Genomic DNA, 25238 nt, shown 5'->3' on the forward strand with positions numbered 1-25238 from the left:
CGCACTTTCATTGACGACCCGATGCAACCGACGACGTTGACCTACGCAGTGACCGACGCGGCCGACGCGGCCGTGCGCAAACAGATCGTCGCGCCGCTTGTCCGCTTCAACGAAAGTCAGGCCGGCCCGGCCGACTTCCGGCCGCTGGCCGTGATCGCGACCGACGCGGCCGGCTCGGTGGTCGGCGGCCTGTGGGGCGGCACGGCGTTCGGCTGGCTGCATGTCGACCTGCTCGTGGTGCCCGAGGCCGCGCGCGGGCAGGGCGCCGGCACGCGCATCATGGATCTGGCCGAACGAGAGGCCGTCGCGCGCGGCTGCCACAGCGCGTGGCTCGATACGTTCGACTTCCAGGCGCGGCCGTTCTACGAGAAGCGCGGCTATGTGCGTTTCGGCGAGCTGCCCGATTATCCGGTCGGGCACACGCGCATCTTCCTGACGAAGAAACTCGCGGGCTGAGCGGCGCGGCACGGTTGACGATGCCGGCGGCCGTCGCCTACGATACCGGGCAGCGATGCAGGTCGCTTCCGGGTCCGCGGAAAGGGTTCAACCCACCTGTCGCAGTCAATCCAGTCTTCCCCATCCTTCGTGCTGGCGGTATTGCGGACCTTCGGCCATCCATGCACGAGGATCCGCATGAAAAAGCTGCCTCCCAACGCCCATCCCGATCATCTGAAAAAGCAGGCCAAGGCATTGTTGCGCCTGTACCGGCAGGGCGACGCCGATGCCGTCGCGCGCTTCGTCGCATCCCTGCCCGCCGCCGCGCATCGCACGCATGACGAAACGCTCGCGCTCGGGCTGCGCCTGCACGACGCGCAGTCCTGCATCGCACGCGAGTACGGCTTTGCTTCGTGGTCCGCTCTCGGCGTGTTCGTCGAAACGCACGCACTCACGCGGCAACCGCGCTCGCTGCTGATCCGGCGCTGGCTCGATCTCGCGTACGGCGCCGACGTGACCGGCGGTTTCGACGCGGCCCGGCCGCGCGTCGCCGCGCAATTGCTGCTCGATCGTCCCGATCTCGTGTCGGCGGACCCGACCATCGCATGCGCGGCGGGCGATCTCGACGCGGTGAAGGCGGCGCTGGCCGCCGATCCCGGCTGGATCGCGCGCGCGGGCGGTGCGCTGAAGTTGCCGCCGCTCGTCGCCGTCACGCATTCGCGGCTCGCGCAGCTTCCCGAATTCGCGGCCGGGTTGCGTGCGTGCGCGCGTCATCTGCTCGATGCGGGCGCCGATCCGAACCAGCGGATCGGGAACCGGTATCCGCCGGCGTCGCTTGCCGAGCCCGACGAGTCGGAACCGTTGTCTGCGCTGTATGGCGCCGCCGGCGTCAATCGCGATCCGGCGCTCACCGCGATGCTGCTGGAAGCCGGCGCCGATCCGAACGACGGCGAATCGCTGTATCACTCGGTGGAGAACCCGGCGTGCACGCGTCTGCTGCTCGAGCACGGCGCACGGGTGGGCGGCACGAATGCGTTGCGGCGCGCCCTCGACGTGCCGGACGCGACCGCGCTCGAGCTGCTGCTCGCGCATGGCGGCGACCCGAACGAGCCGGCCGGCGATGGGCCGACGAGGATGTGGGGCGCGCCGTTGTTGCGCGCGATCGCCGTGCGTTGCCCGGCACGCCATGTCGCCGTGCTGCTGGCGGCCGGCGCCGATCCCGGCGCGCGGACTGCCGCCGGCGTCAGCGCGTACCGGCTCGCGATGCAGGCCGGCTTGTCCGACATCGCGGCGTTGTTGCGCGCGGCCGGCGCGGAGGAGGCGCTCGATGCGCAAGACGCGTTCATGGCGGCCTGCGCGCGCGCCGATGCCGACGACGCGCGGCGCATCCAGGCGGAACGCCCCGAACTCCCCGGCGCGCTGCCCGACGACCGGCTGCGGCTGCTGCCGGACGCCGCCGCATGGGGTTCGCGCGACGCGGTGAAAGTGATGGTCGAACTGGGCTGGCCGATCGCCGCGCGCGGCGGCGACTGGGACGCGAGCGCGCTGAATCACGCGGTGTTCCGCGGCGATGCCGAACTGCTGGCGTTCCTGCTTGCACACGGCGCGCGCTGGCGCGACCTGCACGGGTTCGGCAGCGATGCGCTCGGTACGTTGTCGTGGGCGTCCGTCAACGAGCCGGAGGGCGTCGGCGATCCCGACTGGGAAGCGTGCGCGCGCGTGCTGTTCGCGCACGGCGTGCCGCCAGCGGTGCGCGATCCGTCGAATCCGGACGGCGTGCTGATCGACGGCCGCGCGATGCGGTTCTCCGACGCCGTCACCGACGTGTTGCTCGGCATCGACGACGGGCGGCCCGCATCGACGTGACGCGGCGCGGGCCGTTGAGCGTGGCGACCCGCATCCGGTCGGCCCGGGTGTTTCCCGTTGCGCGACGACATTTCGGCAAACGCTGAAACGTCGCGTGCACGACCGGCGTAAGCTCACCGTCAACCACCTTCCCGGAGTTCACGATGACCCGTTCCGACCAGCAAGCCCGCCACGCCGAAGCTTTCCGTGCATTGCACACGCGCCCCGGCGCGTTCATCATCCCGAACCCGTGGGACGCCGGCACCGCGCGCCTGCTCGCGATGGCCGGCTTCGAAGCGCTCGCCACGACGAGCGCCGGCTATGCGTTTTCGAAAGGGCAGCCCGACAACGCGATCGACCGCGACGCGATGCTCGAGCACATTGCCGAGCTCGTCGCCGCGGGCGGCCTGCCCGTCAGCGCCGATCTGGAGAACGGCTTCGGCGACGCGCCCGATACGGTGGCCGAAACGATCCGGCTGGCGGCCGAGGCGGGCGCGGTCGGCGGCTCGATCGAGGATGCGACCGGCCGCGCCGATACGCCGATCTATGCGCGCGACGCGTCGATCGAACGCATCGCGGCGGCCGTCGACGCGGCGCGCGCGCTGCCGTTTCCGTTCACGCTGACCGCGCGCTGCGAGAACTACCTGCACGGCCGCCGCGACCTCGACGACACGATCGCGCGGCTCGTCGCCTATCGCGATGCGGGCGCCGACGTGCTGTATGCGCCGGGCATCACCGACGCCGACGAGATCGCGGCGGTGACCCGGGCGGTCGGCGCGCCCGTCAATGTCGTCATGGGTCTGCAGGGTGGGTTGCTGAGCCTCGACGAGCTGGCGGCGCTCGGCGTGAAGCGCGTCAGCGTTGGCGGCGCGCTGGCGCGGGCCGCATTCGGCGCATTCCTGCGCGCGGCGATGGAGATGCGGCGCGACGGCACGTTCACCTTTACCCGGGCAGCCGTGCCGGGGCGCGATATCAACCGCTGGTTCGCGGCGCCGGATAATTCGCCGATTTTGTTCGACGAATGAGCCCCAATAAAATCCGGAATCGTTTCCACTTAAGCATTGATTGACAATAATCAATTGGTTTCGCGTCTGCATTAATCGCCGACGCTGACGCGAAAATCGTCGTTTATTTTCAGTATTCCGCCCGATCGGCTGCCGCCGACGCACAAACCGCACCGGATCTGAGGCTTGGCGGGCTGTCATACGCGACGATGCCGCGCATTGTTGCAGGTTCTCGTTCAGAACGTTTCAGTGCGCGGCAGTTGCCGGATGATTTTTTGATTGATAATCTGCGTCACGTTCGAATGACCGGCGAGTGGGCTGCCGGGAATATCAATATATTCAATATATTAAAAGCTGAGAGAGCGATGACGATCCGAGAAAATCATCGAGTGAGGTTTCGCGTGGGCGATGTCGTGACGCTGAAAACGGGCGGGCCGCGCATGACCGTCACCTATGCCGGGCCGGTCGTGTTCGACGACGGCGATTGGCTGATCTGCCAGTGGTTCGACGAAAACGGCGAGTTCCGGCAGGAAATGTTCCATCACGACACGGTGGCGCCCGAGCCGCGTGCGATTTCGGCCGGGCGGGTCCGGCTGCGCATGCAGTCGCACCGCTACCGGTCGGCGGCCTGACGCCGGCCGGCCGCCGCGACGCCGCGATGCGCGGCGCGCGGCGTCCGTGCGACGACATTTCACGCCACCCCGAAACATGCGGCGGCGCGCTGCGCCGATACTGAACGCATGAACCCGACCGATCCCATTGCCGCGGTCACGCACCGCGATCCCTATCCCTATTACGCCGCGCTCGTCGACGGGCCGCCGCTGGCGTTCGACGCCACGCTCGGCCTGTGGGTCGCGAGCCGCGCGGCGACCGTGACGGCCGTGCTCGGCCATCCGGCTTGTCGCGTACGCCCGCTCGACGCGCCGGTGCCGCCCGCGTTGCGCGGCACGACGGCCGGTGCGCTGTTCGGCGAGCTGGTGCGCATGAACGATGGCCCGTCGCGGCACGACGTGCCGAAGCAGGCGTTGCGCGCGGCGTTCGCGCCGATCGACACGGATGCGCTGCGCGCTCGCGCCGACGCGCTTGCCGCGCGGCGGTTGCCGACGCCCGGCGATGCCGATGCGCTGAATGCGTGGTGCATGACGGTGCCGGTGTGCGCGGTTGCCGATCTGCTCGGCTTCGACGAAGCGCAGCTCGACGACATTGCCGAGCGGGTCGTCGAGTTCGTCGCCGCGCTGTCGCCGCTGTCGGATGCCGCGGCGCTGGACCGCGCGAGCGATGCCGCGCGGAAATTGCTCGCCCAGATGACGGAACGCGTCGCGCAGTCGCACGCGCACGACGGCACGCTGGTCGCCGCGGTGCAGCAGGCGGCCCGCGCGTCGGGCTGGCACGCGAGCGGCGCGCTGGTCGCGAATCTCGTCGGGTTGCTGTCGCAGACGTGCGAGGCGACGGCCGCCTGGCTCGGCAATGCACTCGTGGCATGGGACGGCGAAGCCGGCGTGGCGCCGGACGCGTCCGCGCTCGACGCATTCGTTGCCGAAGTCGCGCGTTTCGATGCGCCGGTGCAGAACACGCGCCGGTTCGTCGCGGCGCGCACGTCGATCGAAGGCGTGAGCGTCGAAGCTGGCGATGCGATCCTCGTCGTGCTCGCGGCGGCGAACCGCGATCCGGCCGTGCATCGCGATCCGCACCGGCTGATGCCGGGGCGCGCGGCCGGGCCGAATTTCGGCTTCGGCACGGGGCCGCACGGGTGTCCGGGCGAGCGGATCGCACGGGCGGTGACGGCGGGGGCGTTCGCGGCGCGGTTGCGCGCGGGCGGCTGGCCGCCGCGCGCTGAACTGAAGTGGGATTACCGCGCGTCGACCAACGTCAGGATGCCGAAGTTCGACGCGACGCGGTGAAGCGGAAAGAGGGACTTAACGGCAGCCTTGTTTTTCCGCCCATTGCTCCTGGGCGGCGACGCGGCGCTGCACGCGTTCGACGAGGCCGGTCGAGAAGGTGCGCATGCTGACGCCGCGGCGCTTTGCGAGGATCGTCTGCGCGACGTCGGTGCGCGGGTTCGGCTGGCACGCCCAGTACAGCGTCATCAGCCAGCCGATGCCCGTCCACGCGAACAGCGCGTTGAACATCGCGATCGTCAGCTTGTCGTGCCGGCCGCGCCGGTCGGCAATGACGGCCGGCAGGAAATAGAGCGCGATCGCCGCGACTGAACCGGCCACTTGAATCAGGACTTCATCATGCATGGTGCTGCTCCGTCCGAACTGCAATGAGGCTGATTGTCGCGCTTTTTCCGTTCGTGTGCAGGCAATTGATTGTTGCGCTTTTGGTGACGATCAGGCGGCTTCGGCGTCCGCCGGCTGCACGTCGTTGCTCAGCGCGAAACCTTCGTCGAGCCAGCCCGTCACGCCGCCGATCATCAGCTTGACCGGCCGGCCGAGGCGCGCGAGCCGGATCGCCGCGCGCGCGGCGCCGTTGCAGTGCGGCCCCGCGCAGTAGACGACGAACAGCGTGCCGGCCGGATAACCGGCGAGCTTGCTTTCGATGATCTTGCGGTGCGGCAGGTTGCGCGCGCCGGGCACGTGGCCGGCGGCGAACAGGTCCGGCCCGCGCACGTCGAGCAGCACGAAATCGGGCGTGCCGGACGCGAGTGCGTCGTGCACGTCCCAGCAATCGGTCTCGAAGCGCAGCGATGCCTCGAAATGCGCGAGGGCGGCGCGGCTGTCGGCGGCGGGGACGTCGGTGACATAGGACATGGTCGGGCTCTCCTGGTTGAGCGGGTACGGAACTGAGCGGGCACGGAACGCGCCGCAATGAAGGGCAGTATCGCGGTTCGGCTCGTTTCGCGGCAGTGGCGCGATCGACAAGTTCCGGTAACATTGCGCCATGCACAATCATCTCGTCGTCGCGCTCGCCTACGATCGTCTCTGCACGTTCGAATTCGGCTGCGTGGTCGAACTGTTCGCGCTCGAGCGCCCCGAACTCGGCGTCGACTGGTATCGCTTCGCGGTATGCGCGAGCGAGCCGGGGCCCGTGCGCGCGGCGGGCGGCATCACCGTTGCCGCGCCGTACCGGCTCGCGACGCTCGATCGCGCGGACACCATCGTGATTCCCGGCTGGCGCGATCCGGACGAACTGCCGCCCGAGCCGTTGCTGAAGAAGCTGCGGGCCGCGCATCGACGCGGCGCGCGGCTCTGCTCGATCTGTTCGGGCGTGTTCGTGCTGGCGGCGGCCGGAGTGCTCGACGGTCTCACCGTGACGACGCACTGGCGGTATGCGGAACGCCTGCAGGCGCGTTATCCGGCGCTGCGCGTGAATCCCGATGCGCTGTACGTCGACGAAGGACAGATCGTCACGTCGGCCGGCTCGGCGGCGGGGCTCGACATGCTGCTGCATCTGGTGCGCCGCGATCACGGCGGCGCGATCGCGAATCGCGTCGCGCAGCGCCTCGTGCTGCCGCCGCATCGCGACGGCGGGCAGGCGCAGTTCGTGCCGCGTCCGGTCGCGCCGGGCGGCACCGACCGGCTCGCGAAGCTGATCGACTGGATGCGCGCGCATGCGGCCGAGCCGCACACGCTCGCGTCGCTCGCCGCGCAGGCCGCGATGAGCACGCGCACACTGCAGCGTCAGTTCGCGGATGCGACGGGGATGTCGCCGCTCGCATGGCTGATCCGCGAACGCGTGAATGTCGCGAAGGACATGCTCGAAGCGCAGCCCGCGTTGCCGCTTGCGCAGGTCGCGGCGCGTGCGGGGTTCGGTTCCGAGGAATCGCTGCGCCGGCATTTCCGGCGCGTCGCGGCGACGAGCCCGGCCGCGTACCGGCGCGGGATGGATCGCGGCGGCACGTAGCAGGCGCCGGGCGGCATCGCTCGGGCGCGACGAAGAAAAGACCACTGGTGTGGCGACGGCCACTCATTCCGAACAAGGATTCCGATGACGACGCTGCCTTCCCGTTTGCCGTTGATCCAGGCCCCGATGGTGGGCTCGCTGAGCCCGCTCGCGATCGCCGTGTGCGAAGCCGGCGGGCTCGGTTCGCTCGCGTGCGCGGCGCTCGGCCCGCAGCAGTTGCGCGACGAGATCGCGGCGATCCGTGCGCGCACGGCCGCGCCGTTCAACGTGAATTTCTTCTGCCATGCGCCGCCCGCGCCCGATGCGCAGGTCGATGCGCGCTGGCGCGCGGCGCTCGCCGGCTACTACGCGGAAGCCGGGCTCGACCCGGCCGACGTGAAAGGCGGCCCCGGCCGTGCGCCGTTCGACGATGCGATGTGCGCGGTCGTCGAGGAACTGCGGCCGGCCGTCGTGAGCTTCCATTTCGGGCTGCCGGACGACGCGCTGCTCGACCGCGTGCGTCGCACGGGCGCGCAGGTGGTGTCGTCCGCGACGACCGTCGAGGAGGCGCGCTGGCTCGATGCGCGCGGCGTCGACGCAATCATCGCGCAGGGGGCGGAGGCCGGCGGCCATCGCGGGATGTTCCTGACCGACGACATCCACGCGCAACCGGGCCTGTTCGCGTTGCTGCCGCAGATCGTCGATGCAGTGCGCGCGCCGGTGATCGCGGCTGGTGCGATCGCCGACGGGCGCGGCATCGCGGCCGCGTTCGCGCTCGGCGCGAGCGCGGTGCAGATCGGCACCGGCTACCTGCTGACGCCGCAGGCCGGCCGCTCGGCGCAACATCGCGCGGCCGTGCGCGCCGCTCGCGACGACGGCACGCGCATCACGAACCTGTACACGGGCCGCCCCGCACGCGGGCTGCTGACGCGCTTCATGCGCGAACAGGGGCCGATGAGTGCGCTCGCGCCGGCGTTTCCGCTTGCGACGGCCGCGGTCGATCCGCTGCGTGGCGCGTTCGAGCGGCAGGGCCGCGACGATTTCTCGCTGCTGTGGTCGGGCGAGGCCGCGGCGCTCGCGCGCGAAGAGGATGCCGGTGAATTGACGCGGCGACTGTGGCGCGATGCGCTCGCCTGCGCGGCCGGGCTGCGCGACGCGTTTCCGACGGCTGGCTGAACGGCCGGGAGGGGCGCCGGCGGGGGAGCATCGGCGTATGATCTGGATTTTCGTCAGCCCGATCCAGGCACCCCCACCATGACTTCCGTCGACACTACCCCCGTCCTCGACCATGACAAGCTCGTTACCTTCATCGAGCGCAAGTGGAACGATGAAATCCTCCACGCACTGACCGACTACATCGCGATTCCCGCGAAGAGTCCCGCATTCGACCCCGACTGGGCGAAGCGCGGCTATCTCGAGCGCGTCGTCACCGACGCCGCGCAGTGGGCCGAACGCCAGCCGGTGAAGGGCCTGAAGCTCGAAATCGTGCGTCTGCCGGGCCGCACGCCGGTGATCTTCTTCGAGTCGCCGGCCACGCGTTCGGGCAGCACCGACACGATTTTGCTGTACGGCCACCTCGACAAGCAGCCCGAATTCGACGGCTGGCGCGCGGATCTCGGCCCGTGGACGCCGAAATTCGAGAACGGCAAGCTGTACGGCCGCGGCGGCGCGGACGACGGCTATGCGATCTACGCGAGCCTCGCGGCGCTCGGCGCGCTCGACGAGCAGGGCATCGAGCGGCCGCGCTGCGTCGGCCTGATCGAGACCTGCGAAGAGTCGGGCAGCTACGACCTGCTGCCGTACGTCGACGCATTGCGCGACCGGCTCGGCCAGGTATCGCTCGTCGTGTGCCTCGATTCGGGCGCCGGCAACTACGACCAGATGTGGCTTACCACGTCGCTGCGCGGCCTCGTGTCCGGCGACCTGCAGGTCGAGGTGCTGGAAGAAGGCATCCACTCGGGCGTGTACGGCGGCATCGCGCCGTCGAGCTTCCGCGTGATGCGCCAGTTGTTCGAACGCCTCGAAGACGCGAAGAACGGCAACCTGCTGCCGGGCGCGTTCCATTGCGAGATTCCGTCGAGCCGCGTGCGCGAAGCCGAAGCGGCCGCCGCGATTCTCGGCGACACGGTGTGGAAGGGGCTGCCCTGGGCGTGCGGCCAGGACGGCAAGCCCGTGCTGCCGACCACGACCGATCCGCGCGAGGCGCTGCTGAATTCGACGTGGCGTCCGTCGCTGTCGGTGACGGGCGCGGCCGGCATGCCGGCGCTCGCCGATGCGGGCAACGTGCTGCGTCCGCGCACCGCGTTCAAGCTGTCACTGCGGCTGCCGCCGCTCGTCGATGCCGCGCAGGCCGTGCAGCAACTGAAGGAATTGCTTGAACTCGATCCGCCGTACAACGCGAAGGTCACGTTCAAGCCGGACGCGGGCGCCGCGACGGGCTGGAGCGCGCCGGATCTCGCGCCGTGGCTCGCGTCGTCGCTCGACGCCGCGTCGCGCCGCCACTTCGGCGCCGACTGCGCGTACATGGGCCTCGGCGGCACGATCCCGCTGATGAACGTGCTGCAGGAAGGCTTCCCCGCCGCGCAATTCATGGTGTGCGGCGTGCTCGGGCCGAAGTCGAACGCGCACGGCCCGAACGAGTTCCTGCACGTGCCGTATGCGAAGAAGCTCACGGCGGCGGTGGCCGACGTGATCGCGACCGCGCGCTGATCGTCGCAGCGCTCGACGTACCGATTGCCCGACCCGAACCGACTGGATGGAGTGTTGCCGATGACCGCACTGCCGACGCCCGATACCGAACCGCTGCGCATGCGCGCCGAACCGCTGCATGCATTCGTCGCGGCACTCTGGGAACGGGCCGGCAGCAATTCGCGCGAGGCGACGCTCGTCGCCGATCACCTGGTCGGCGCGAATCTCGCGGGCCACGATTCGCACGGGATCGGGATGATCCCGAATTACGTCGCATCGTGGCGGGAAGGGCAGTTGCAGCTGAACGCGCACGCGTCGATCGTTCGCAACGGCGGCGCGGTGCTGACGATCGACGGCGGGCGCGGCTTCGGCCAGGTGATCGCGTTCGAGGCGATGGTCGAAGGGATCGAGCGCGCGCGGCGCATGGGCATCTGCGCGATCGGGCTGCGCGACGTCCATCACCTCGGCCGCATCGGGCACTGGGCCGAGCAGTGCGCGCGCGCGGGGCTCGTGTCGTTCCATTTCGTCAACGTGCCGGGCGACCTGCTGGTCGCGCCGCTGCACGGCACCGATCCGCGTTTCGGTACGAATCCGTTCTGCGCCGCGTATCCGCGTGCGGGCAAGGCGCCGCTGCTGCTCGATTTCGCGACGAGCGCGATCGCGTACGGCAAGACGCGGGTCGCGTACAACCAGCGCAAGCGCGTGCCGGCCGGGTCGCTGATCGACCATCGCGGCGAGCCGACCGACGATCCGGCCGTGATGCACGAGCAGCCGTTCGGCGCGCTGCTGCCGTTCGGGCTGCACAAGGGGTACGCGCTCGCGGCGATGTGCGAGATCTTCGGCGGCGCGCTGGTGGGCGGGCATACGACGTACGGCGATACGCTGCAGAAGACGAGCGCGATCGTCAACGGGATGCTGTCGGTGCTGATCGATCCGAAAGCGTTCGATGCGGCCGATGCCGAACGCGAAGCCGATGCGTTCGTCGCGTGGGCGAAGGCGTCGCCGCAGGCCGGTGATACGCCGGTGCGGATGCCTGGCGAACCGGAAGAAGCGAGCCGCGCCGCCCGCGGCACGACCGGCATTCCGGTCGACCGCGCGACGTGGCGGCAGATTCGCGAGAGCGCGGCGGCCGTCGGTGTCGACGCGGCCGAACTCGATGCATGGACGCAGCGCTGCGAGGTGCCCGCATGAGCTGGCAGTCGGAGAAGGCGCACGGCGAGGAAATCGCGTATCAGCTTGCGCCGCTCGGCACGGTCGCCGTTGTACGGTTCTTCAGCGGTGCGGCGTTGCGGCTCGACGGCGTGATGTTCGGCTTCATGTCGCGCGGGTCGCTGTTCCTGCGGGTGGACGACGTGAACCGCCCGGCGTTCGTCGCGGCGGGGATGGGGCCGTTCTCGTATGCGCGGCCCACGCGCACCGTCTCGCTCGAGGGCTATTACGAAACGCCGGCCGACGTGCTCGAGGATGCGGGCGCGCTGTTCGACTGGTGCCGCGGCGCGTATCGCGCGGCGCTGCTGGCCGGGACCCCGAAGCGCAAGGCGAAGGCGGCGTCGGAGACTGGGTCCGGGGCGGGGGCGAAGGCTGCACCGAAAGCGGCATCGAAGGTCGCGTCGAAACGTGCAGCGAAACCGGTGGCGAAGCCTGCAACGAAATCGGTAACGAAACCGGCAACGAAACCCGCGTCGGCACAGAAAACGAAGCCTGCGGCGAAAGCAGCAGCGAAACCGGCGTCGGCGCAGACAGCAAAACCGGCATCGAAATCGTCGCCCACGCCGGCACCGAAACCCGCGGCGAAGCGCAAGCAGGCGTAGTCCCGATCACGAGAAGCGACCGCCTCGCGATTTTCGGTTTCCTTACTTTCAGGCGCGCCCGTCGCGGCCGACCAGCACGCTGCGCGGCCTATGTGCCTGCACGATCCGGCGCACGCATGCATCGAGCTTGACGCACCGCACGTCCTGCATGCTTCACAACGGCGGCCCCGGCGTTTATGATCGGCGCGGGTTGTGCCCATGCGTCGCGCGACCCGCGCCGGCCTCGCCGCCGGCCTCGCGAACGGCGCACCCGACGCCGCGCGGAACGCTTCCCCACTCATCATTCCAGACGGAGACAGCCGATGCGCGTCCTGATTCTCGGTTTAGCGATCTTCCTCGGTGTGCATTCGATCCGGATCGTCGCCGACGGCTGGCGGTCCGCGACGATCGAGCGGATCGGCGAGAAGGGCTGGAAGGGCGGTTACGCGATCGCGTCGATCGTCGGCTTCGCGCTGATCGCCTGGGGGTACGGGCTCGCGCGCGCGGGCGCGACGCTGCTGTGGGTGTCGCCGGTCGGCGTGCGCCACCTGACGGGCATGCTGACCGCGGTCGCGTTCGTGCTGATCGCAGCATCGTACGTGCCGCGCAACCGGATCAAGACGCTCGTCGGGCATCCGATGCTGGCCGGCGTGATGGTTTGGGCGGTCGCGCACCTGCTCGTGAACGGCACCGTGCACGCGGTCGTACTGTTCGGCGCGTTCTTCGTGTGGTCGATCGTCGATTTTGTCGTGTCGCGTGCGCGGGATCGCCGCGACGGTGTCCGCTATCCGGCCGGCGCACTGGCCGGCGACGTCGCGGCCGTGGCGGCCGGCCTCGTCGCGTGGGCCGTGTTCGCGCGGTTCCTGCACGGCCCGCTGATCGGCGTGCGGCCGTTCGGCTGAACGTGCACGCCGCGTCGGACCGGCTGCCGCGGCAACGGCGTGCGTGCGTCAGATCGGCTTGACGAACAACCCGACGGTCAGCAGCGCGCCGATGCAGACGATCGCGATGCGCAGCACGCGTTCGTTCACGCGATGCAGCGCCCACGCGCCGAGCAGGCCGCCGACGATGGCGCCGGCGCCGAGCGCGATCGCCTCACGCCAGTGCAGGTGTGGCGACGTGACGAACAGCACGACGGCCGATGCGTTCATCACGCCCGCGAGCGCATTCTTCGTCGACATCGCGTGACGCGGCGGCAGGCCGGCCATCGTCAGCGCGGCCATCATCAGGAACCCGATGCCGCCGCCGAAGTAGCCGCCGTAGATCGCGATCAGGAACTGCGAGACCCCGGCCGCGACCGGGCCGAGATGTTGCGCGCCTGCGCGCGGTTTGCGGAAGAAACTGCCCCACGCGAACACGACCGTCGCGAATAGCACAAGCCACGGCACCAGGTGCGAGAAGATCGACGAGGGCGTTTTCAGCAGCAGCAGGCCGCCGAGCGCGCCGCCGGCCACGCTGATCGCGAACAGCGCGCGAAACGGCAGCCTGCCCACGCCGCTCACCATGTTCCGGCTCGCCCAGCCCGTCGTGACCTGGCCGGGGAACAGCGCGACCGTCGACGTGATGTTGGCCGCGAGCGGCGACATGCCCGATACGATCAGCGCGGGCAGCGTGACGAACGAACCGCCGCCCGCGAGGGCGTTCTGCAGGCCGGCCCAGAGGCCGGCGACGATGATGAGAGCGAGCATCGGTGCGCAACGGAAGAGGTGGCGGGGCCCGCTGCCGGACGAGCGCGGGCGGGGTGGCCGCACGATGGTAATGCAGGATGGCGGCCGCCGGAAGCCGGTGCGGGGCGCGTGCGCGATGTCACGCGTCCGGTGGGGCGTCTTTCGCTGGCGCGGCGCCGTCGTGGTCGTCGTCGACATTCGGATAGACGATCGTGCCGTCGGGCCGGACGACTGCGCCGGCCGTGAGCCGCGCGGGTTCCACGCGGTTGCGCCCCATGATGTGCAGTACCGTTTCGCCGCGCGCGATCAGGTAGTCGGACACGATGCGTCGATGACAGCGCCACCACACGGCTTCCGAACACATGATCGCGCAGCGCTGCTCGTGCCCCTGGGCGATCAGTCGGTCTAGGCCCGCATGAAATTCGGGCGACAGCGCGTAATCCGCGTAGCGGTGAAAGCTGCGGTTCGTCCAGAAGTCGTTGACGTCGTCGGGTATGCCGCGCGACTTGCCGCGCAGGCCGCCGAGTTCGGCGATGTGTTCGTACGCGATGTCGGCGGCGGCGAGCGTATCGGGCAGCGTCGCTTCGTTGAACTGCGGGTTGGTGCGCGAACGCGTCATCTTGCGGATATCGGCGAGCAGCGTGATCTCGACCGCATCGAGCAGGTCGACGAATTCGTCGAGCGTGCGATTCGAATGGCCGATCGTGTAGAACGGGAGCGTCATGCGCGGTCCTTGCCGGCGATGCGTTCGAGCACACGGCCGCGATGCGCGGCGACATGGTCGGTCCGGTCGCTCTTGATCTCGTACTGCGGATCGTCCGGCGACGCGCGATGGCGATGGCCGTTGTAGTCGAAGTCGGCGGTGTGGATCGCGATGATCGTGCCGGTCACGTAGCCGGCCTCGGAATTCCAGCGGACGTGGTCGCCCAGCTTGAATGGGGTGGTCATGCAGCGGGTCCTCCTGGCGCGATTGCCGTGTGCGTCGATCCTCGGCGTGTGTCGTCATGCCGGGACGAACGGCGTGTCCATTATCGGCCACGACCGTTCGCGGAGAAAGACATGGACGGCCGCGCGGCGCTGCGTTGCCTGCACAACGGGACCGACGAACCAATGTCGCGCGATTTTCTCTCTGCCCGAAATTTTTACAAGGATAAAGACTCGGGCAGCGCGGATCGGACGAAACGTCGCCGGACAAGTGAAATGCCGATCGAATCGCAAAAGGGGCGGCCGGACAATCCAGCGGGTTTATCTCATATCGCGGGAAGACGTGCGCGAATCGGCCGATCGAATGGGTTTCATGAAACGTATGCGAGCCAGAGTGGAATATCCGTGTGAAAGTCAATAGAAGCGTCTGAATGTTCTGACATTCGATCGCGATGTGCGGGAATGTGCGGTGTCTTGCGCGGAAGCCATGCCGGCCGGGCATGTAGCGCCCGGTGACGCCCGCCCAGGCTTTGCCGCCGCGGGCCCTGCTTCACCGCCGGCTTGCGTGTGCGATGCGCGGATCCACGCAATCGAAAACGGTTTTGTTTTATTGTTCATTCGTGCGCATCGTTTCATTTAAACCCGATACGCATCGCGTCCGGTTGCGATTTATTGCAGCGCGGTGCACAATCGTTCACAAGTGCAATAAATCCGCAGCGGATTTTCTCAGCGGCACGAATACTCCCCGCCATTCGCTGCCCGCCATTTCGGCGGACGCACGATCGTGCGTCAGGCTCGGCGGCGCGACTGCCGATTTCCGGTCTCTCGCGAATCACGGAGCACATGCGCCCGAGGCACGATGCCGTCGGCCCCTCGGCCGGCCGGTCCCGACAGTACAGCAAGAGCGCAACATGGCGACTTCCATCGACCTCAATCTTCTCGTCGTTCTGGACGCGTTGCTGTCCGAGAACAGCGTCGTGGGCGCGGCCAACGCGCTCGGCCTCAGTCCGTCCGCCCTCAGCCGCTCGCTCGCGCGCTTGCGGGTGATGACGGGCGACCCGCTGCTGGTGCGGGCGGGGCGCGATCTCGTCCCGACCCCGCGCGCGCTCGAGTTGCGCGACAGGGTGCATGCGCTCGTCGTGGAGGCGCATTCGGTCATGTGCCCGTGCGAACGGGTCGACATGAGCACGCTCAAGCGCACGTTCTCGATTCGCGCGAACGAGGCATTCGTCGAGACCTTCGCGCCGGCGCTGCTCGAACACGCGTCGCGCGCCGCGCCCGACGTGCGGCTGCGCTTCGCGCCGAAACCCAACAAGCATGTCGATGCGCTGCGCAACGGCGACATCGATCTCGAGGTCGGCGTGATCGGCCAGGCAGGCCCGGAACTGCGCGTGCAGGCGCTGTTTCGCGACCGCTTCATCGGCGTGGTCCGCGCGGATCATCCGCTGGCGACCGGCGAAATCACGCCGCAGCGCTTCGCGTCGTTTCCGCAAGTGAGCGTGTCGCGCCGTGGGCAGTTCAACGGCCCGATCGATACGCTGCTCGATTCGCTCGGCATCGCGCGCTCGGTGACGACCGTCGTGTCGAGCTTTCCGACCGCGCTGTCGCTCGCGCGCAGCTCGGACTTCGTCGCCAGCGTGCCGGAGCGGCAGACCGAGCGCTCCCGCGTCGGCATGTACAGCTTCACGCTGCCGTTGCCGATCGCGGACCTGACCGTCTCGCAGATCTGGCACCCGCGTTTCGACCGCGACCCCGCGCATCGCTGGCTGCGCGATTGCGTGCGCGGTATCTGCGCGCCGCGCGTGGCCGAGGCGATCGCACCCGCTTGTCATGCGGCCGCTTCGATGTGACGCGTCATGCAACTCTGGTGGCGTGCGTCAACGTCATTGATACATTGCGTCTCGTGCATCTTCCGCAGCGTAAATCGATTCGGTATGCTCGATTCCATTGTGACAACGCCGGAGATAATGCGTGGGACGATCGTTGCTTGTGAATTCGCCGAATATTCGTGACGCCTTTAAATAATAAACATCCAATCCGAGGGGTATGTGAATTGAGGTGAACGTTGGAAATAACGAATCTGAAACATTGGCGTCTTATTCTGGATGGAGAAACGAATGATTCAGTGTGCGGCGAATATAGCGGCGCCCGCGGATGTCGCGCTGAGCATGCGCGAATGCGAGGTGTTGCGATGGGCGGCGGAAGGGAAGACCGCCTATGAGATCGGCATCATTCTCGGCCTGACCGAGCGGACGATCAACTTCCACATTTCGAGATCGATCGTCAAGCTCAACGCGTCCAACAAGACCAATGCGGTCGTGAAAGCCGTGTTGATGGGCTTGATCGTGTTTGCTTGAACGGTACCGGGGCGTCCGTCGCGGACCCCCGGTTGCGGCATCAGATCGCGCCCTGGAACGACAGCACGCGTGTCCTGAACTCTTCCGGCACCGGCACCGTGGTCTTGCTGCCGTAGTCGAACATCACGTGCGTGGACACGGCACGCGCCACCACGGCCGGATCGTCGGCCGAATCCTCGGTGCCCGCCTGCCCGTCGCGCACCATCAGATATTCCAGTTCGAAGCTCTTCGAGCCGAAGCGCGTGACGCTGCTGCGGACCGTGATCGTATCGCCGTACTGCGCGGGCTTCAGATATTCGCACGCGGTCTTGACCATGATGTGCGGCAGCTTTTCCGAATACGGCAGCTCGAGCAGATCGTGCATGTAGGTCAGGTACGCGTGCTGCAGATAGTCGTAATAGACGGGGCTGCTCACATGGCCCATCGCGTCCGTTTCCCGATACTTCACGTCGATTCGGGTTTCAAAATACTTTCTTGTCATTGCGAGGCTCCTTGGCAGAACGGCGGGTGAGAACGTTTTTGGCAGGAGTTAAGTTAGACGTGAACCGCATATCGGAATACTGTCGGAAATCACAGATATTCACTATGTGAAATGCTTCTGAGATAAATGACAGTATCACCGGGGATTTGACCGCGCTCTAATTGCCTCCGTAAATCGGCATCCGATCAGCGAGAGTGGAGCGTTAAATGGAAAAATCCGTTGAGGCAGCGTTGACGCAAGGCGTGGCGGTGATCAGTGCGCAGCGGTTGCGCGCCGAATTGCCCTGCGATCCCGGCCTGGCCCGGTCGATCGGCGATGCGCGGCGCGCATTGGCGCGCATCATTGCGGGCGAGGACGACCGGCTTGCGCTGATCGTCGGCCCGTGCTCGATCCATGATGCCGACGCCGCGCTGGCGTTCGCGCGCCGCCTCGCGCCGCTGCGCGAGCGGTACGCCGACGTGCTCGAGATCGTGATGCGCGTCTATTTCGAAAAGCCGCGCACCACGGTCGGCTGGAAAGGGCTGCTGAACGACCCGTATCTCGACGGCAGTTTCCGGATCGAGGACGGCCTGCGCGTCGCGCGCAAGGTGCTGCTCGGCATCAATGCGCTGGGCTTGCCGGCCGCGACCGAATTTCTCGATCCGATGACCGCGCCGTATCTCGACGATCTCGTGTCGTGGGGCGCGATCGGCGCGCGCACGACCGAATCGCAGATCCATCGCCAGGCCGCGTCGGGGCTCGACCTGCCGGTTGGCTTCAAGAACGGCACCGACGGCAACGTGAAGGTCGCGATCGACGCGATCCGCGCATCGCGGGCGTCGCACAGTTACCTGCGGTCGTCCGTGTCCGGCAGCGTGGAAATCGCGACCACGCGCGGCAATCCCGACACGCATGTCGTCCTGCGCGGCGGCAAGACCCCGAACTACGACGCCGCCAGCGTCGCGGCCGCCTGCGCCGCGCTGCGCGACGCCCATCTTCCCCCGTATGTCGTGATCGACGCGAGCCATGGCAACAGCGGCAAGCAGACCCGTGCGCAGATCGACGTGTGCGGCAACGTCGCCGCGCAACTGCATCGCGGCGAGCGCGCGATCGTGGGCGTGATGATCGAGTCGTTCCTCGTCGAGGGGCGGCAGGACCTGGTGCCGGGCACGCCGCCGGTATTCGGCCAAAGCATTACCGACGCATGTCTCGGCTGGGATCACACGGCCGAACTCGTCGAGCAGTTGGCTGCCGCGGCGGTTGCGCGGCGGCGTTCGCCAGCCGGCTTCATCGCGCACGGCGCCGCCGTCGCGATGCAGGCCGTTTCTTACTGAATGAAAGGAGCTCTCTTGAACTCACCCATCGACATCGCCCGCGCGCTCGACTGGAAAGGCGACGGCGCCAGCCGCACACCCTACGAGGCGTATACGAGTGAAGCGCTGTACCAGCGGGAACTCGAGCGCCTGTTCTATGCGAATCACTGGTGCTACATCGGCCTCGAAGCCGAAGTGCCGTCTCCCGGCGATTTCCAGCGCACGGAAGTCGGCGAGCGATCCGTCGTGATGACGCGCACGGAGGACGGCGAGATCGTCGTCTTCGAAAACGCGTGCGCGCACCGCGGCATGCAGTTCTGCCGCGAGCGCTCGGGGAAGGCGAAGGATTTCCACTGCCCGTATCACCAGTGGAACTACGACCTGAAGGGCAACCTGATCGGCGTGCCGTTCCGGCGCGGCGTGCGTCAGGGCGGCACGATCAACGGCGGCATGCCGGCGGATTTCGAGCCGGGCAAGCATGCGCTGCGGCGCCTGCGCGTATCGACGCGCGGCGGCGCCGTGTTCGCGTCGTTCGACGAGAACGTCGAATCGTTCGAGGACTTCCTCGGCCCGCGCATCCTGCCTTACTACGATCGTCTGTTCCACGGCCCGAAGCTGACCGTGCTCGGCTACACGCGGCAGCGCGTGCCGAGCAACTGGAAGCTGATGGTCGAGAACATCAAGGATCCGTATCACGCGGGGCTGCTGCATACCTGGTTCGTCAACTTCGGTTTGTGGCGCGCGGACAATCCCGCCCGGCTCGTGACCGATGCGCATCACCGGCATGGCGCGATGGTGTCGATCCGCAGCGGCGGCGGCGGCGGCGAGGTGACCCACAACGTGACGAGCTTCAAGGAGCGCATGACGCTGCACGACGACCGCTTCCTCGACGTCGTGCACGAACCGTGGTGGGGCGATCCGACCGTCGTGATGCTCACGCTGATGCCGAGCGTCATCATCCAGCAGCAGGTCAATGCGCTGTCGACGCGTCGCATCCGGCCGATCGGCCCGGGCGTGTTCGACTACGTGTGGACGCATTTCGGTTTCGAGACCGACACCGAGGAGATGACGCGGCGCCGTCTGCGTCAGGCCAATCTGTTCGGACCGGCCGGCTTCGTGTCGGCGGACGACGGCGAGGTCATCGAATGCGTGCAGCAGAGCTTCGAGCAGATCCAGCACGGCAACGTCTACAACGAGCTCGGCGGCCGGCAGATCGACGAGCAGACCGACCATATGGTCAGCGAAACGCTGGTGCGCGGCATGTACCAGTACTGGCGCCAAGTGATGGAGGCCTGAATGAGCACGATCACGACACGAACGGACCGACCGTCCGCCGAGCCGCACGCGGGCGGCGCGAACTTCGAGGATTTCTATTCGCTCGTCCAGCTCAATGCGAGATACGCGGCCGTGCTCGACGGCGGCGACTGGGACGCGTGGCCGGAATTCTTCGTCGAGCAATGCCGGTACACGGTGGTGCCGCGCGAGAACCACGAGCGCAACCTGCCCCTCGCGGTGATGGACTTCGAGAGCAAGGGCATGCTGAAGGATCGCGTCTACGGGATCAAGGAGACGCTGTTCTTCGATCCGTACTACCAGCGCCATGTGATCGGGCTGCCGTTCATCACGTATCTCGACGACGCGGTGATCGAGGCGGAGACGAACTACGCGGTGCTGCGCACGAAGACCGAGCAGATGAGCGACGTGTACAACACCGGGCGCTACCTGGACCGGATCGTGCGTACGCCGCACGGGCTGCGTTTCGAGTCGCGCATCTGCGTGTACGACAGCGAGATGATTCCGAACTCGCTGATTTATCCGATCTGAACGAGGGGCCGAAAGTGACTACGGAATGGATCGATGCAGTCGCGCCGGAAGCGGTGCGCGCCGACGGAATACTCGGCGTCTGGGTGGGCGGCCGCGACATCGCGCTGTATGCGGTCGGCGACGAGATCTTCGCGACCGAGAACCAGTGCACGCATGGCGACGCGCGATTGAGCGACGGCTTTCTGCTCGACGACGAGATCGAATGCCCGCTGCATCAGGGGCGCTTCAGCGTGCGGACCGGCATTGCGCTGTGCGCGCCGCTGACGACGTGCGTGCACACCTATCCGGTGAAGATCGAGAACGGCCGCGTGTTCGTGCAGCTCGCACCGGCCGATGCGGCGACGCCGGCGGAGGCGCGATCATGAGCGCGTACGTGGTGTTCGATATCGACGTGCACGACGTCGACGCGTACCAGGCCTACCGCCGGCTCGGCGCGCCGACGGTGGCCGCGTACGGCGGGCGCTTCCTGGTGCGCGGCGCCGAAGTCGAGACGCTGGAAGGAGACTGGGCGCCGAAGCGCGTCGTCGTGCTCGAATTCGAGTCGGCGGAGCGTGCCCGCGAGTGGTATCGGTCGGAGGGCTATCAGGCGGCCAAGCGGCTGCGCGAGCCGGCCGCGCGGACGATCGGCATCCTGGCCGACGGCTACGTGCCGGCCGCCGGCGATCCGCGTTAAGCGAAGTCGAAGTCGAAGTTGAAGGGGCTCCGTGCCGTGTCGATCGGCGCGGAGCCCCCTTTTTCATTCGGGGCGCGGTCGAGCGCAGCGCCGCGTAGTCGATTCATCGGTGAGACGGCGATGCGATCCGGCGGAGACTTCCGCCGCCCGCCGCCCGCCGCCCGCCGCCCGCCGCCTGTTGCCCGGTTACCCGGTCGATCGCTCCGCCGGCCGACACGGCTTCCGCCGGTTTCCCCTCACGACGTCACGCATGACGATAGCGGATCGACCAGACCGCCAGCAGCGTCGCGCCGAACAGCAGCAGGCAGCCGAACGAGAAATCGTTCAGCGCGAGCATGTGCGCTTCGACGTCGATCGCATGCGAGACCGACGCGAGCGCGCCGGACGGCGACAGCCCCGCGTGATCGAGCCGCGCGAACCAGTCGCCGGACGCGAAATCGTACGGCGTGATGTGGTCGACGAGATAGGTGTTGTGCACGCGGGAACGACGCTCGAAGTAGGTCGGCGCGACCGAGGTCGCGACGCTGGTGCCGATCCGGCGCAGCGCGTTCTGCAGCCCGGATGCGGCGGGCAGCCGCTCGCGGGCCAGCCCGGCGAGCGACAGCGACACGAGCGGCGTGATGAAGAACGCGGTGGCGGCGCCCATCAGCAGCGAATTGGCGGCGATGTCGCCGAGGGTCACGTCGCTGTTGAAATGCATGCGCCAGAACGACGCGGCGCCCCAGCCGACGAGCGCGACGGTCGCGAGCAGGCGCGGGTCGGTGCGGCCCTGGAAGCGGCCGAGCAGCGGCGCGATCACGATCCCCGCGACGCCGAGCGGCGCGGTGGCGATGCCGGCCCAGGTGGCCGTGTACCCCTGCTGGGTCTGCAGCCACAGCGGCACGAGCACCAGCGCGCCGAAGTAGAGCCCGAAGCCGACCGTGATCGCGAGCGTGCTCGTCGTGAAGTTGCGGTCCGCGAACAGCCGCAGGTCGACGATCGGATGATTGTCGGTCAGCTCCCACAGGATCAGCGCGACGAACGACACGATGCTCACGACCGCCAGCATGCGAATTTCGTCGGAGGCGAACCAGTCGAGGTTCTGGCCGCGATCGAGCAGCAACTGGAACGAGCCGAACGCGGCGGTGAGCAGCAGCAGCCCGACGACGTCGACCGGCAGCCGCCGCGTCGCGTTGTCGCGTCCCTTCAGCAGCCGCGCGAGCACGCCCAGCACGAGCACGCCCGGCGGCACGTTCACGTAGAAGATGTACGGCCAGCTCAGGTTGTCGGTGATCCAGCCGCCGGCGATCGGCCCGAGCACCGGCGCGACGAACGTCGTGGTCTGCCACACGGCCAGCGCGACGTGGCGGCGCGCCGACGGGAATACCGCGAGCAGCAGCGCCTGCGACAGCGCGGTGATCGGGCCCGACGCGGCCCCCTGGAGCGCGCGAAACAGCAGCAGCGACTCGAAGTTCGGCGCCATCCCGCACAGGATCGACGTCAGCACGAACAGCAGCACCGACACGCGGAACAGCCGCACCTGGCCGAAGCGCTGCGTGAGCCAGCCGGTGAGCGGCAGCGTGATCGCGAGCGGCGTCGCGAACGAGGTCAGCATCCACGTGCCCATGTCCGGCGCGACGCCGAGATCGCCCGCGATGGTCGGGACGGCGACGTTCGCGATCGTCAGGTCGAGCGTCTGCATGAAATTCGCGACGCTGACCGCGATCGCGACGAGCGCCAGTGGCATGCCGGCGAGCGGCTCCAGCGGCAGTTTCGGCGCCGCGTTCCGGGTGAAGAAGCGCATCGTCAGGCTCCCGGTGCGAGCGGGCGTGCGCCGCTGTTCGCGCGAATCGTCTCGGTGACGAGCGCCTCGCCCGCTTCGTCGTCGTCGCGATAGATCGACGTGGCGTCGATCGACCGGCGCGCTTCGGGCGGACGGGCGGGCGGCGACGCCGACGCGGTGCCGGGGCCGTGATCGACCGGCACCGATGCCGTCATCGACAGGCCGATACGCAGCGGGTGCGCGCGCAGCTCGGCGGGATCGAGCGCGATCCGGACCGGCACGCGCTGGACGACCTTGATCCAGTTGCCGGTCGCGTTTTGCGCGGGCACGGCCGCGAACGCGGCGCCGGTGCCGGCTTCGAGTCCGACCACGCGCCCATGGAACACCACGTCGCTGCCGTACAGGTCCGAGAACAGCTCGACCGGCTGCCCGGCGCGCATGCCGCGCAGTTGCGACTCCTTGAAGTTGGCCTCGACCCACACGTGATCGAGCGGCACGAGCGCCATCGACGGCGTGCCGGGCGACACGTGCTGGCCGACCTGCACGACCCGGCGCGTGACGAGCCCGCCGAGCGGCGCGTGTATTTCGGTGCGGCGCAGCGCGAGCGCCGCGCTGCGGACCCGGGCGGCCGCCGCGCGCACGAGCGGATTGGTGTCGATCGACGTGCCGTCGGTGCGCGCGAGCGTCGCGTCGTAGGCGGCCTGCTGCGCGTTCAGCGCGGCGGCCGCGCCGTCCATTGCATCCCGCGCATGGCGCAGGTCCTCGCGCGACACGCCGCCGTCTTGCGCGAGGCTCAGGCGGCGCTGCAGGTCGTCGTTCGCCTTCGCCCATTCGGTGCGCCGCACGCGGATCTGCGCTTCGTCGCGCACCGCGTCCGCATGCGCGGTGCGGTATTGGCGCACCGCATGCGCGAGTTGCGCGACCGCTTCGTCCAGCGCGAGCCGGGCGTCGGTCTTGTCGACGCTGAACAGCAGGTCGCCGGGACGGACCCAGTCGGCGTTCTGCACGCGCACGGCGTCGACGGTGCCGCCGATCTGCGGCGAGATCTGCACGACGTCGCCGGAGACGTACGCGTCGTCGGTCGTCTCGGTGCCGCGGGTGGTGGCCCACGCGACGGCGGCGAGGCCGGCCGCGCCGGCGAGCGCAATGAAGAACCAGCGGAAGTAGCGCCGGCGCGCGCGTTGCAGCGCGGGCTCGGCGGCGGCGGGGGATTCGGGACGGTTCATTGCGGGACTCCAGTAGAAGTGGCGCCGCCGAGCGCGGCGATCAGGCGGGCATGCTCGATCGCGAACGACGCGTCCGCGCGGGCGACCGATGCGCGGTCCTCGAGCAGCCGGCCTTCGGCGAGCAGGACGTCGAGGTAGCCGGAAATGCCTTTCCGGTAGCGCTGCGTTTCGATGGTGTAGGCCTGTTGCGCGCGCGACAGCGCCTCGCGCTGAAGCGCGCGCTGCCGGCCGAGCGTGTCGATCTGGACGAGGGTGTCGCTGACCTGCGCGAGCGCGTTGACGACCGTTTCGTCGTACGTCGCGACGGCGGCGTTGTACGCGGCGGTTTGCGCGCGCAGGCCGGCACGCAGGCGCCCGCCCTCGAAAATCGGCAGCGTGATCGCGGGGCCCGCGCCGAGCGTGCCGCTGTTGCCGTGGAACAGCGCGCGGAAGCCGAAGCTCTGCACGCCGGCGAAGGCCAGCAGGTTGACGTCCGGATAGAACGCGGCGCGCGCCGCGTCGATGTTCGCCGCTTCGGCTTCGACCCGGTAGCGCGCGGCCAGGACGTCGGGCCGGCGGCCGATCAGCGCCGCGGGCAGGACGGCCGGCATCGGCAGCGCCGTGGCCGGCGGCGCGGCGGGCGTCAGCGCATCGGCGTAACCGGGCCCCCGGCCGACGAGCGCGGCAAGCCGGTGGCGCAGCCGGGCCGACGCGGCCGCATGCGTGTCGATGTCGGCCTGCGCGTGCGGAATCGGTTCGCTCGCCCGGAGCACGGCGACCTGCATGTCGAGGCCGGCGTCCGCGCGTTGCGACGTGAGGCGCAGCAGATAGCTGTGCTGCTGCAGCGTATCGCGCGCGATCGCGAGCAGTCGCTGTTCGAGCGCGAGTTGCAGGTACGTCTCGACGATCGCCGCCTGCAGCGACACGGCGGCCGCGCGTTCGAGCGCGCGCTGCTGGTCCGCGCGCAGCGCGGCGGCGCGCGCCAGCGCATGCTGCCGGCCGGCGATGTCGAGATCCCACGACGCGCCGAGCAATGCCTGCGCGTCGACCTGCCAGTGCCCGGCCGCGGGCGGCGGCGTCCGGTAGCTGCCGGGCAGGCGCGTCGGCACCGCGCTCGCCGTCGCGCCGAGCTGCGGCAGCAGCGCGGCGTGTTCGACGTCGGCGTCGGCCAGCGCCTGCGCGACCCGTTCGCGCTGCGCCTGCAGCGTCGGTGCGCCGGCCAGCGCATCGTCGACGAGGCGATCCAGCTGCGCATCGCCGAACGCGGTCCACCAGCGCTCGGCGACCGTCGGCGAGCCGGCGCTGGCCGCGCCGATCGCGGCGCCCGCATCGAGCTGCTCGACGGGCGTGATCCGGGCCGCCGGGCGTTGCGGGCCGAACGGCGCGCAGCCGGCGATCGCGAGCGCGGCGAGCGCGGGAACCAGGCGGCGGGCGCCGCGCGCGCGGTCGATGAGGAGGGGCATGGT

General features: G+C 68.7%; 28 protein-coding genes. 19 read left to right on the forward strand and 9 right to left on the reverse strand.

From position 1 onward, the window contains the following. Nucleotides 1–21 precede the first annotated feature (21 nt). From HWX55_RS01665 to HWX55_RS01685, 5 genes are all read left to right on the forward strand, one after another. Entirely contained in the window at nt 22–456 is a 435-nt protein-coding gene (locus tag HWX55_RS01665; RefSeq protein WP_175973455.1) for a GNAT family N-acetyltransferase, read from the forward strand. Nucleotides 457–633: 177 nt separating this feature from the next. Beyond that, entirely contained in the window at nt 634–2301 is a 1668-nt protein-coding gene (locus HWX55_RS01670; RefSeq protein ID WP_175973457.1) for an ankyrin repeat domain-containing protein, read from the forward strand. A 143-nt stretch (nt 2302–2444) separates the two neighbouring features. Continuing rightward, nucleotides 2445–3305, forward strand: a complete 861-nt coding sequence (locus HWX55_RS01675) for an isocitrate lyase/phosphoenolpyruvate mutase family protein (RefSeq protein ID WP_175973459.1) — start codon at nt 2445–2447, stop codon at nt 3303–3305. Nucleotides 3306–3649: 344 nt separating this feature from the next. Continuing rightward, complete coding sequence (locus tag HWX55_RS01680; RefSeq protein ID WP_050018134.1) at nt 3650–3916, forward strand: YodC family protein; 267 nt, start codon at nt 3650–3652, stop codon at nt 3914–3916. Nucleotides 3917–4024: 108 nt separating this feature from the next. Further along, entirely contained in the window at nt 4025–5185 is a 1161-nt protein-coding gene (locus tag HWX55_RS01685; RefSeq protein ID WP_175973461.1) for a cytochrome P450, read from the forward strand. Between the two features lie 15 nt (nt 5186–5200). Here HWX55_RS01685 and HWX55_RS01690 read toward each other — a convergent pair whose 3' ends face one another. Both HWX55_RS01690 and HWX55_RS01695 read right to left on the reverse strand, forming a co-directional pair. Continuing rightward, the gene (locus tag HWX55_RS01690) at nt 5201–5527 is read right to left on the reverse strand and encodes a superinfection immunity protein (RefSeq protein ID WP_124638810.1); all 327 of its coding nucleotides are present in this window, start codon (nt 5525–5527) and stop codon (nt 5201–5203) included. Between the two features lie 90 nt (nt 5528–5617). After that, nucleotides 5618–6037: a rhodanese-like domain-containing protein gene (locus HWX55_RS01695; protein WP_175973463.1), complete on the reverse strand. Its 420-nt coding sequence runs from the start codon at nt 6035–6037 to the stop codon at nt 5618–5620. 130 nt (nt 6038–6167) lie between these two features. Here HWX55_RS01695 and ftrA point away from each other — a divergent pair, with 130 nt between their 5' ends. The 6 genes from ftrA to HWX55_RS01725 all read left to right on the forward strand — a co-directional run bounded on the left by ftrA (nt 6168) and on the right by HWX55_RS01725 (nt 12489). Beyond that, complete coding sequence (gene ftrA / locus HWX55_RS01700) at nt 6168–7130, forward strand: transcriptional regulator FtrA (protein WP_006480801.1); 963 nt, start codon at nt 6168–6170, stop codon at nt 7128–7130. A gap of 84 nt (nt 7131–7214) precedes the next feature. Beyond that, entirely contained in the window at nt 7215–8285 is a 1071-nt protein-coding gene (locus tag HWX55_RS01705; protein ID WP_175973465.1) for a nitronate monooxygenase, read from the forward strand. Between the two features lie 78 nt (nt 8286–8363). After that, entirely contained in the window at nt 8364–9818 is a 1455-nt protein-coding gene (locus HWX55_RS01710) for a M20 family metallopeptidase (RefSeq protein ID WP_006480804.1), read from the forward strand. A gap of 60 nt (nt 9819–9878) precedes the next feature. After that, complete coding sequence (locus tag HWX55_RS01715) at nt 9879–10988, forward strand: malate/lactate/ureidoglycolate dehydrogenase (RefSeq protein WP_175973467.1); 1110 nt, start codon at nt 9879–9881, stop codon at nt 10986–10988. Continuing rightward, a complete protein-coding gene (locus HWX55_RS01720; RefSeq protein WP_175973469.1) occupies nt 10985–11608 on the forward strand; it encodes a TfoX/Sxy family protein in 624 nt (207 codons plus the stop codon). Before HWX55_RS01715 ends, HWX55_RS01720 begins: the two co-directional genes overlap by 4 nt. Before the next feature lie 302 nt (nt 11609–11910). Continuing rightward, the gene (locus HWX55_RS01725) at nt 11911–12489 is read left to right on the forward strand and encodes an NnrU family protein (RefSeq protein WP_175973471.1); all 579 of its coding nucleotides are present in this window, start codon (nt 11911–11913) and stop codon (nt 12487–12489) included. Between the two features lie 48 nt (nt 12490–12537). Here HWX55_RS01725 and HWX55_RS01730 read toward each other — a convergent pair whose 3' ends face one another. The 3 genes from HWX55_RS01730 to HWX55_RS01740 all read right to left on the reverse strand — a co-directional run bounded on the left by HWX55_RS01730 (nt 12538) and on the right by HWX55_RS01740 (nt 14202). Further along, complete coding sequence (locus tag HWX55_RS01730) at nt 12538–13275, reverse strand: sulfite exporter TauE/SafE family protein (protein ID WP_175973473.1); 738 nt, start codon at nt 13273–13275, stop codon at nt 12538–12540. Nucleotides 13276–13393: 118 nt separating this feature from the next. After that, on the reverse strand, nt 13394–13978 hold the full coding sequence (locus tag HWX55_RS01735; RefSeq protein WP_175973475.1) for a DUF488 domain-containing protein: 585 nt from the start codon (nt 13976–13978) through the stop codon (nt 13394–13396). After that, nucleotides 13975–14202, reverse strand: a complete 228-nt coding sequence (locus tag HWX55_RS01740; RefSeq protein WP_175973477.1) for a DUF2945 domain-containing protein — start codon at nt 14200–14202, stop codon at nt 13975–13977. Before HWX55_RS01740 ends, HWX55_RS01735 begins: the two co-directional genes overlap by 4 nt. Nucleotides 14203–14313: 111 nt before the next feature. Here HWX55_RS01740 and HWX55_RS01745 point away from each other — a divergent pair, with 111 nt between their 5' ends. The 3 genes from HWX55_RS01745 to HWX55_RS01755 all read left to right on the forward strand — a co-directional run bounded on the left by HWX55_RS01745 (nt 14314) and on the right by HWX55_RS01755 (nt 16535). After that, nucleotides 14314–14589: a hypothetical protein gene (locus HWX55_RS01745; protein WP_175973479.1), complete on the forward strand. Its 276-nt coding sequence runs from the start codon at nt 14314–14316 to the stop codon at nt 14587–14589. Nucleotides 14590–15089: 500 nt separating this feature from the next. Then, nucleotides 15090–16028 (forward strand): LysR family transcriptional regulator, encoded by a 939-nt coding sequence (locus HWX55_RS01750; RefSeq protein WP_050018146.1) that lies wholly within the window; start codon nt 15090–15092, stop codon nt 16026–16028. A 255-nt stretch (nt 16029–16283) separates the two neighbouring features. Continuing rightward, nucleotides 16284–16535: a LuxR C-terminal-related transcriptional regulator gene (locus HWX55_RS01755; RefSeq protein WP_239468982.1), complete on the forward strand. Its 252-nt coding sequence runs from the start codon at nt 16284–16286 to the stop codon at nt 16533–16535. A gap of 40 nt (nt 16536–16575) precedes the next feature. On the opposite strand, the gene HWX55_RS01760 is transcribed toward HWX55_RS01755, so the two are convergent. Then, nucleotides 16576–17016, reverse strand: a complete 441-nt coding sequence (locus tag HWX55_RS01760) for a thioesterase family protein (RefSeq protein WP_050018148.1) — start codon at nt 17014–17016, stop codon at nt 16576–16578. A 206-nt stretch (nt 17017–17222) separates the two neighbouring features. On the opposite strand from HWX55_RS01760, the gene HWX55_RS01765 reads away from it, so the two are divergent. Genes HWX55_RS01765 through HWX55_RS01785 form a run of 5 tightly spaced genes read left to right on the forward strand, consistent with a single transcriptional unit; the run spans nt 17223 to nt 20805 of the window. Continuing rightward, complete coding sequence (locus HWX55_RS01765) at nt 17223–18329, forward strand: 3-deoxy-7-phosphoheptulonate synthase (protein ID WP_175973481.1); 1107 nt, start codon at nt 17223–17225, stop codon at nt 18327–18329. A 15-nt stretch (nt 18330–18344) separates the two neighbouring features. Beyond that, a complete protein-coding gene (locus tag HWX55_RS01770; protein WP_174434038.1) occupies nt 18345–19604 on the forward strand; it encodes a Rieske 2Fe-2S domain-containing protein in 1260 nt (419 codons plus the stop codon). After that, entirely contained in the window at nt 19605–20132 is a 528-nt protein-coding gene (locus tag HWX55_RS01775; protein WP_175973483.1) for an aromatic-ring-hydroxylating dioxygenase subunit beta, read from the forward strand. It abuts the gene before it with no gap. Nucleotides 20133–20146: 14 nt separating this feature from the next. Next, nucleotides 20147–20497 (forward strand): non-heme iron oxygenase ferredoxin subunit, encoded by a 351-nt coding sequence (locus tag HWX55_RS01780; protein ID WP_069617317.1) that lies wholly within the window; start codon nt 20147–20149, stop codon nt 20495–20497. After that, nucleotides 20494–20805, forward strand: coding sequence for a DUF1330 domain-containing protein (locus HWX55_RS01785; protein WP_047902672.1), 312 nt, complete (start codon nt 20494–20496; stop codon nt 20803–20805). The genes HWX55_RS01780 and HWX55_RS01785 overlap by 4 nt, the downstream gene beginning before the upstream one ends. A gap of 244 nt (nt 20806–21049) precedes the next feature. On the opposite strand, the gene HWX55_RS01790 is transcribed toward HWX55_RS01785, so the two are convergent. From HWX55_RS01790 to HWX55_RS01800, 3 genes are read right to left on the reverse strand one after another with little or no spacing between them, the layout of a single operon-like run. Continuing rightward, complete coding sequence (locus tag HWX55_RS01790; RefSeq protein ID WP_175973485.1) at nt 21050–22588, reverse strand: DHA2 family efflux MFS transporter permease subunit; 1539 nt, start codon at nt 22586–22588, stop codon at nt 21050–21052. Nucleotides 22589–22590: 2 nt separating this feature from the next. Continuing rightward, nucleotides 22591–23793 carry an efflux RND transporter periplasmic adaptor subunit gene (locus tag HWX55_RS01795; RefSeq protein WP_175973487.1) on the reverse strand — a complete coding sequence of 401 codons (1203 nt, stop codon included), beginning with the start codon at nt 23791–23793 and terminating at the stop codon, nt 22591–22593. Beyond that, nucleotides 23790–25235: an efflux transporter outer membrane subunit gene (locus HWX55_RS01800; protein ID WP_175973489.1), complete on the reverse strand. Its 1446-nt coding sequence runs from the start codon at nt 25233–25235 to the stop codon at nt 23790–23792. The genes HWX55_RS01795 and HWX55_RS01800 overlap by 4 nt, the downstream gene beginning before the upstream one ends. Nucleotides 25236–25238 lie beyond the last annotated feature (3 nt).

The sequence above is a fragment of the Burkholderia sp. BCC1047 genome, from assembly GCF_902833155.1.
In the GTDB taxonomy this organism is placed as follows: domain Bacteria; phylum Pseudomonadota; class Gammaproteobacteria; order Burkholderiales; family Burkholderiaceae; genus Burkholderia; species Burkholderia sola.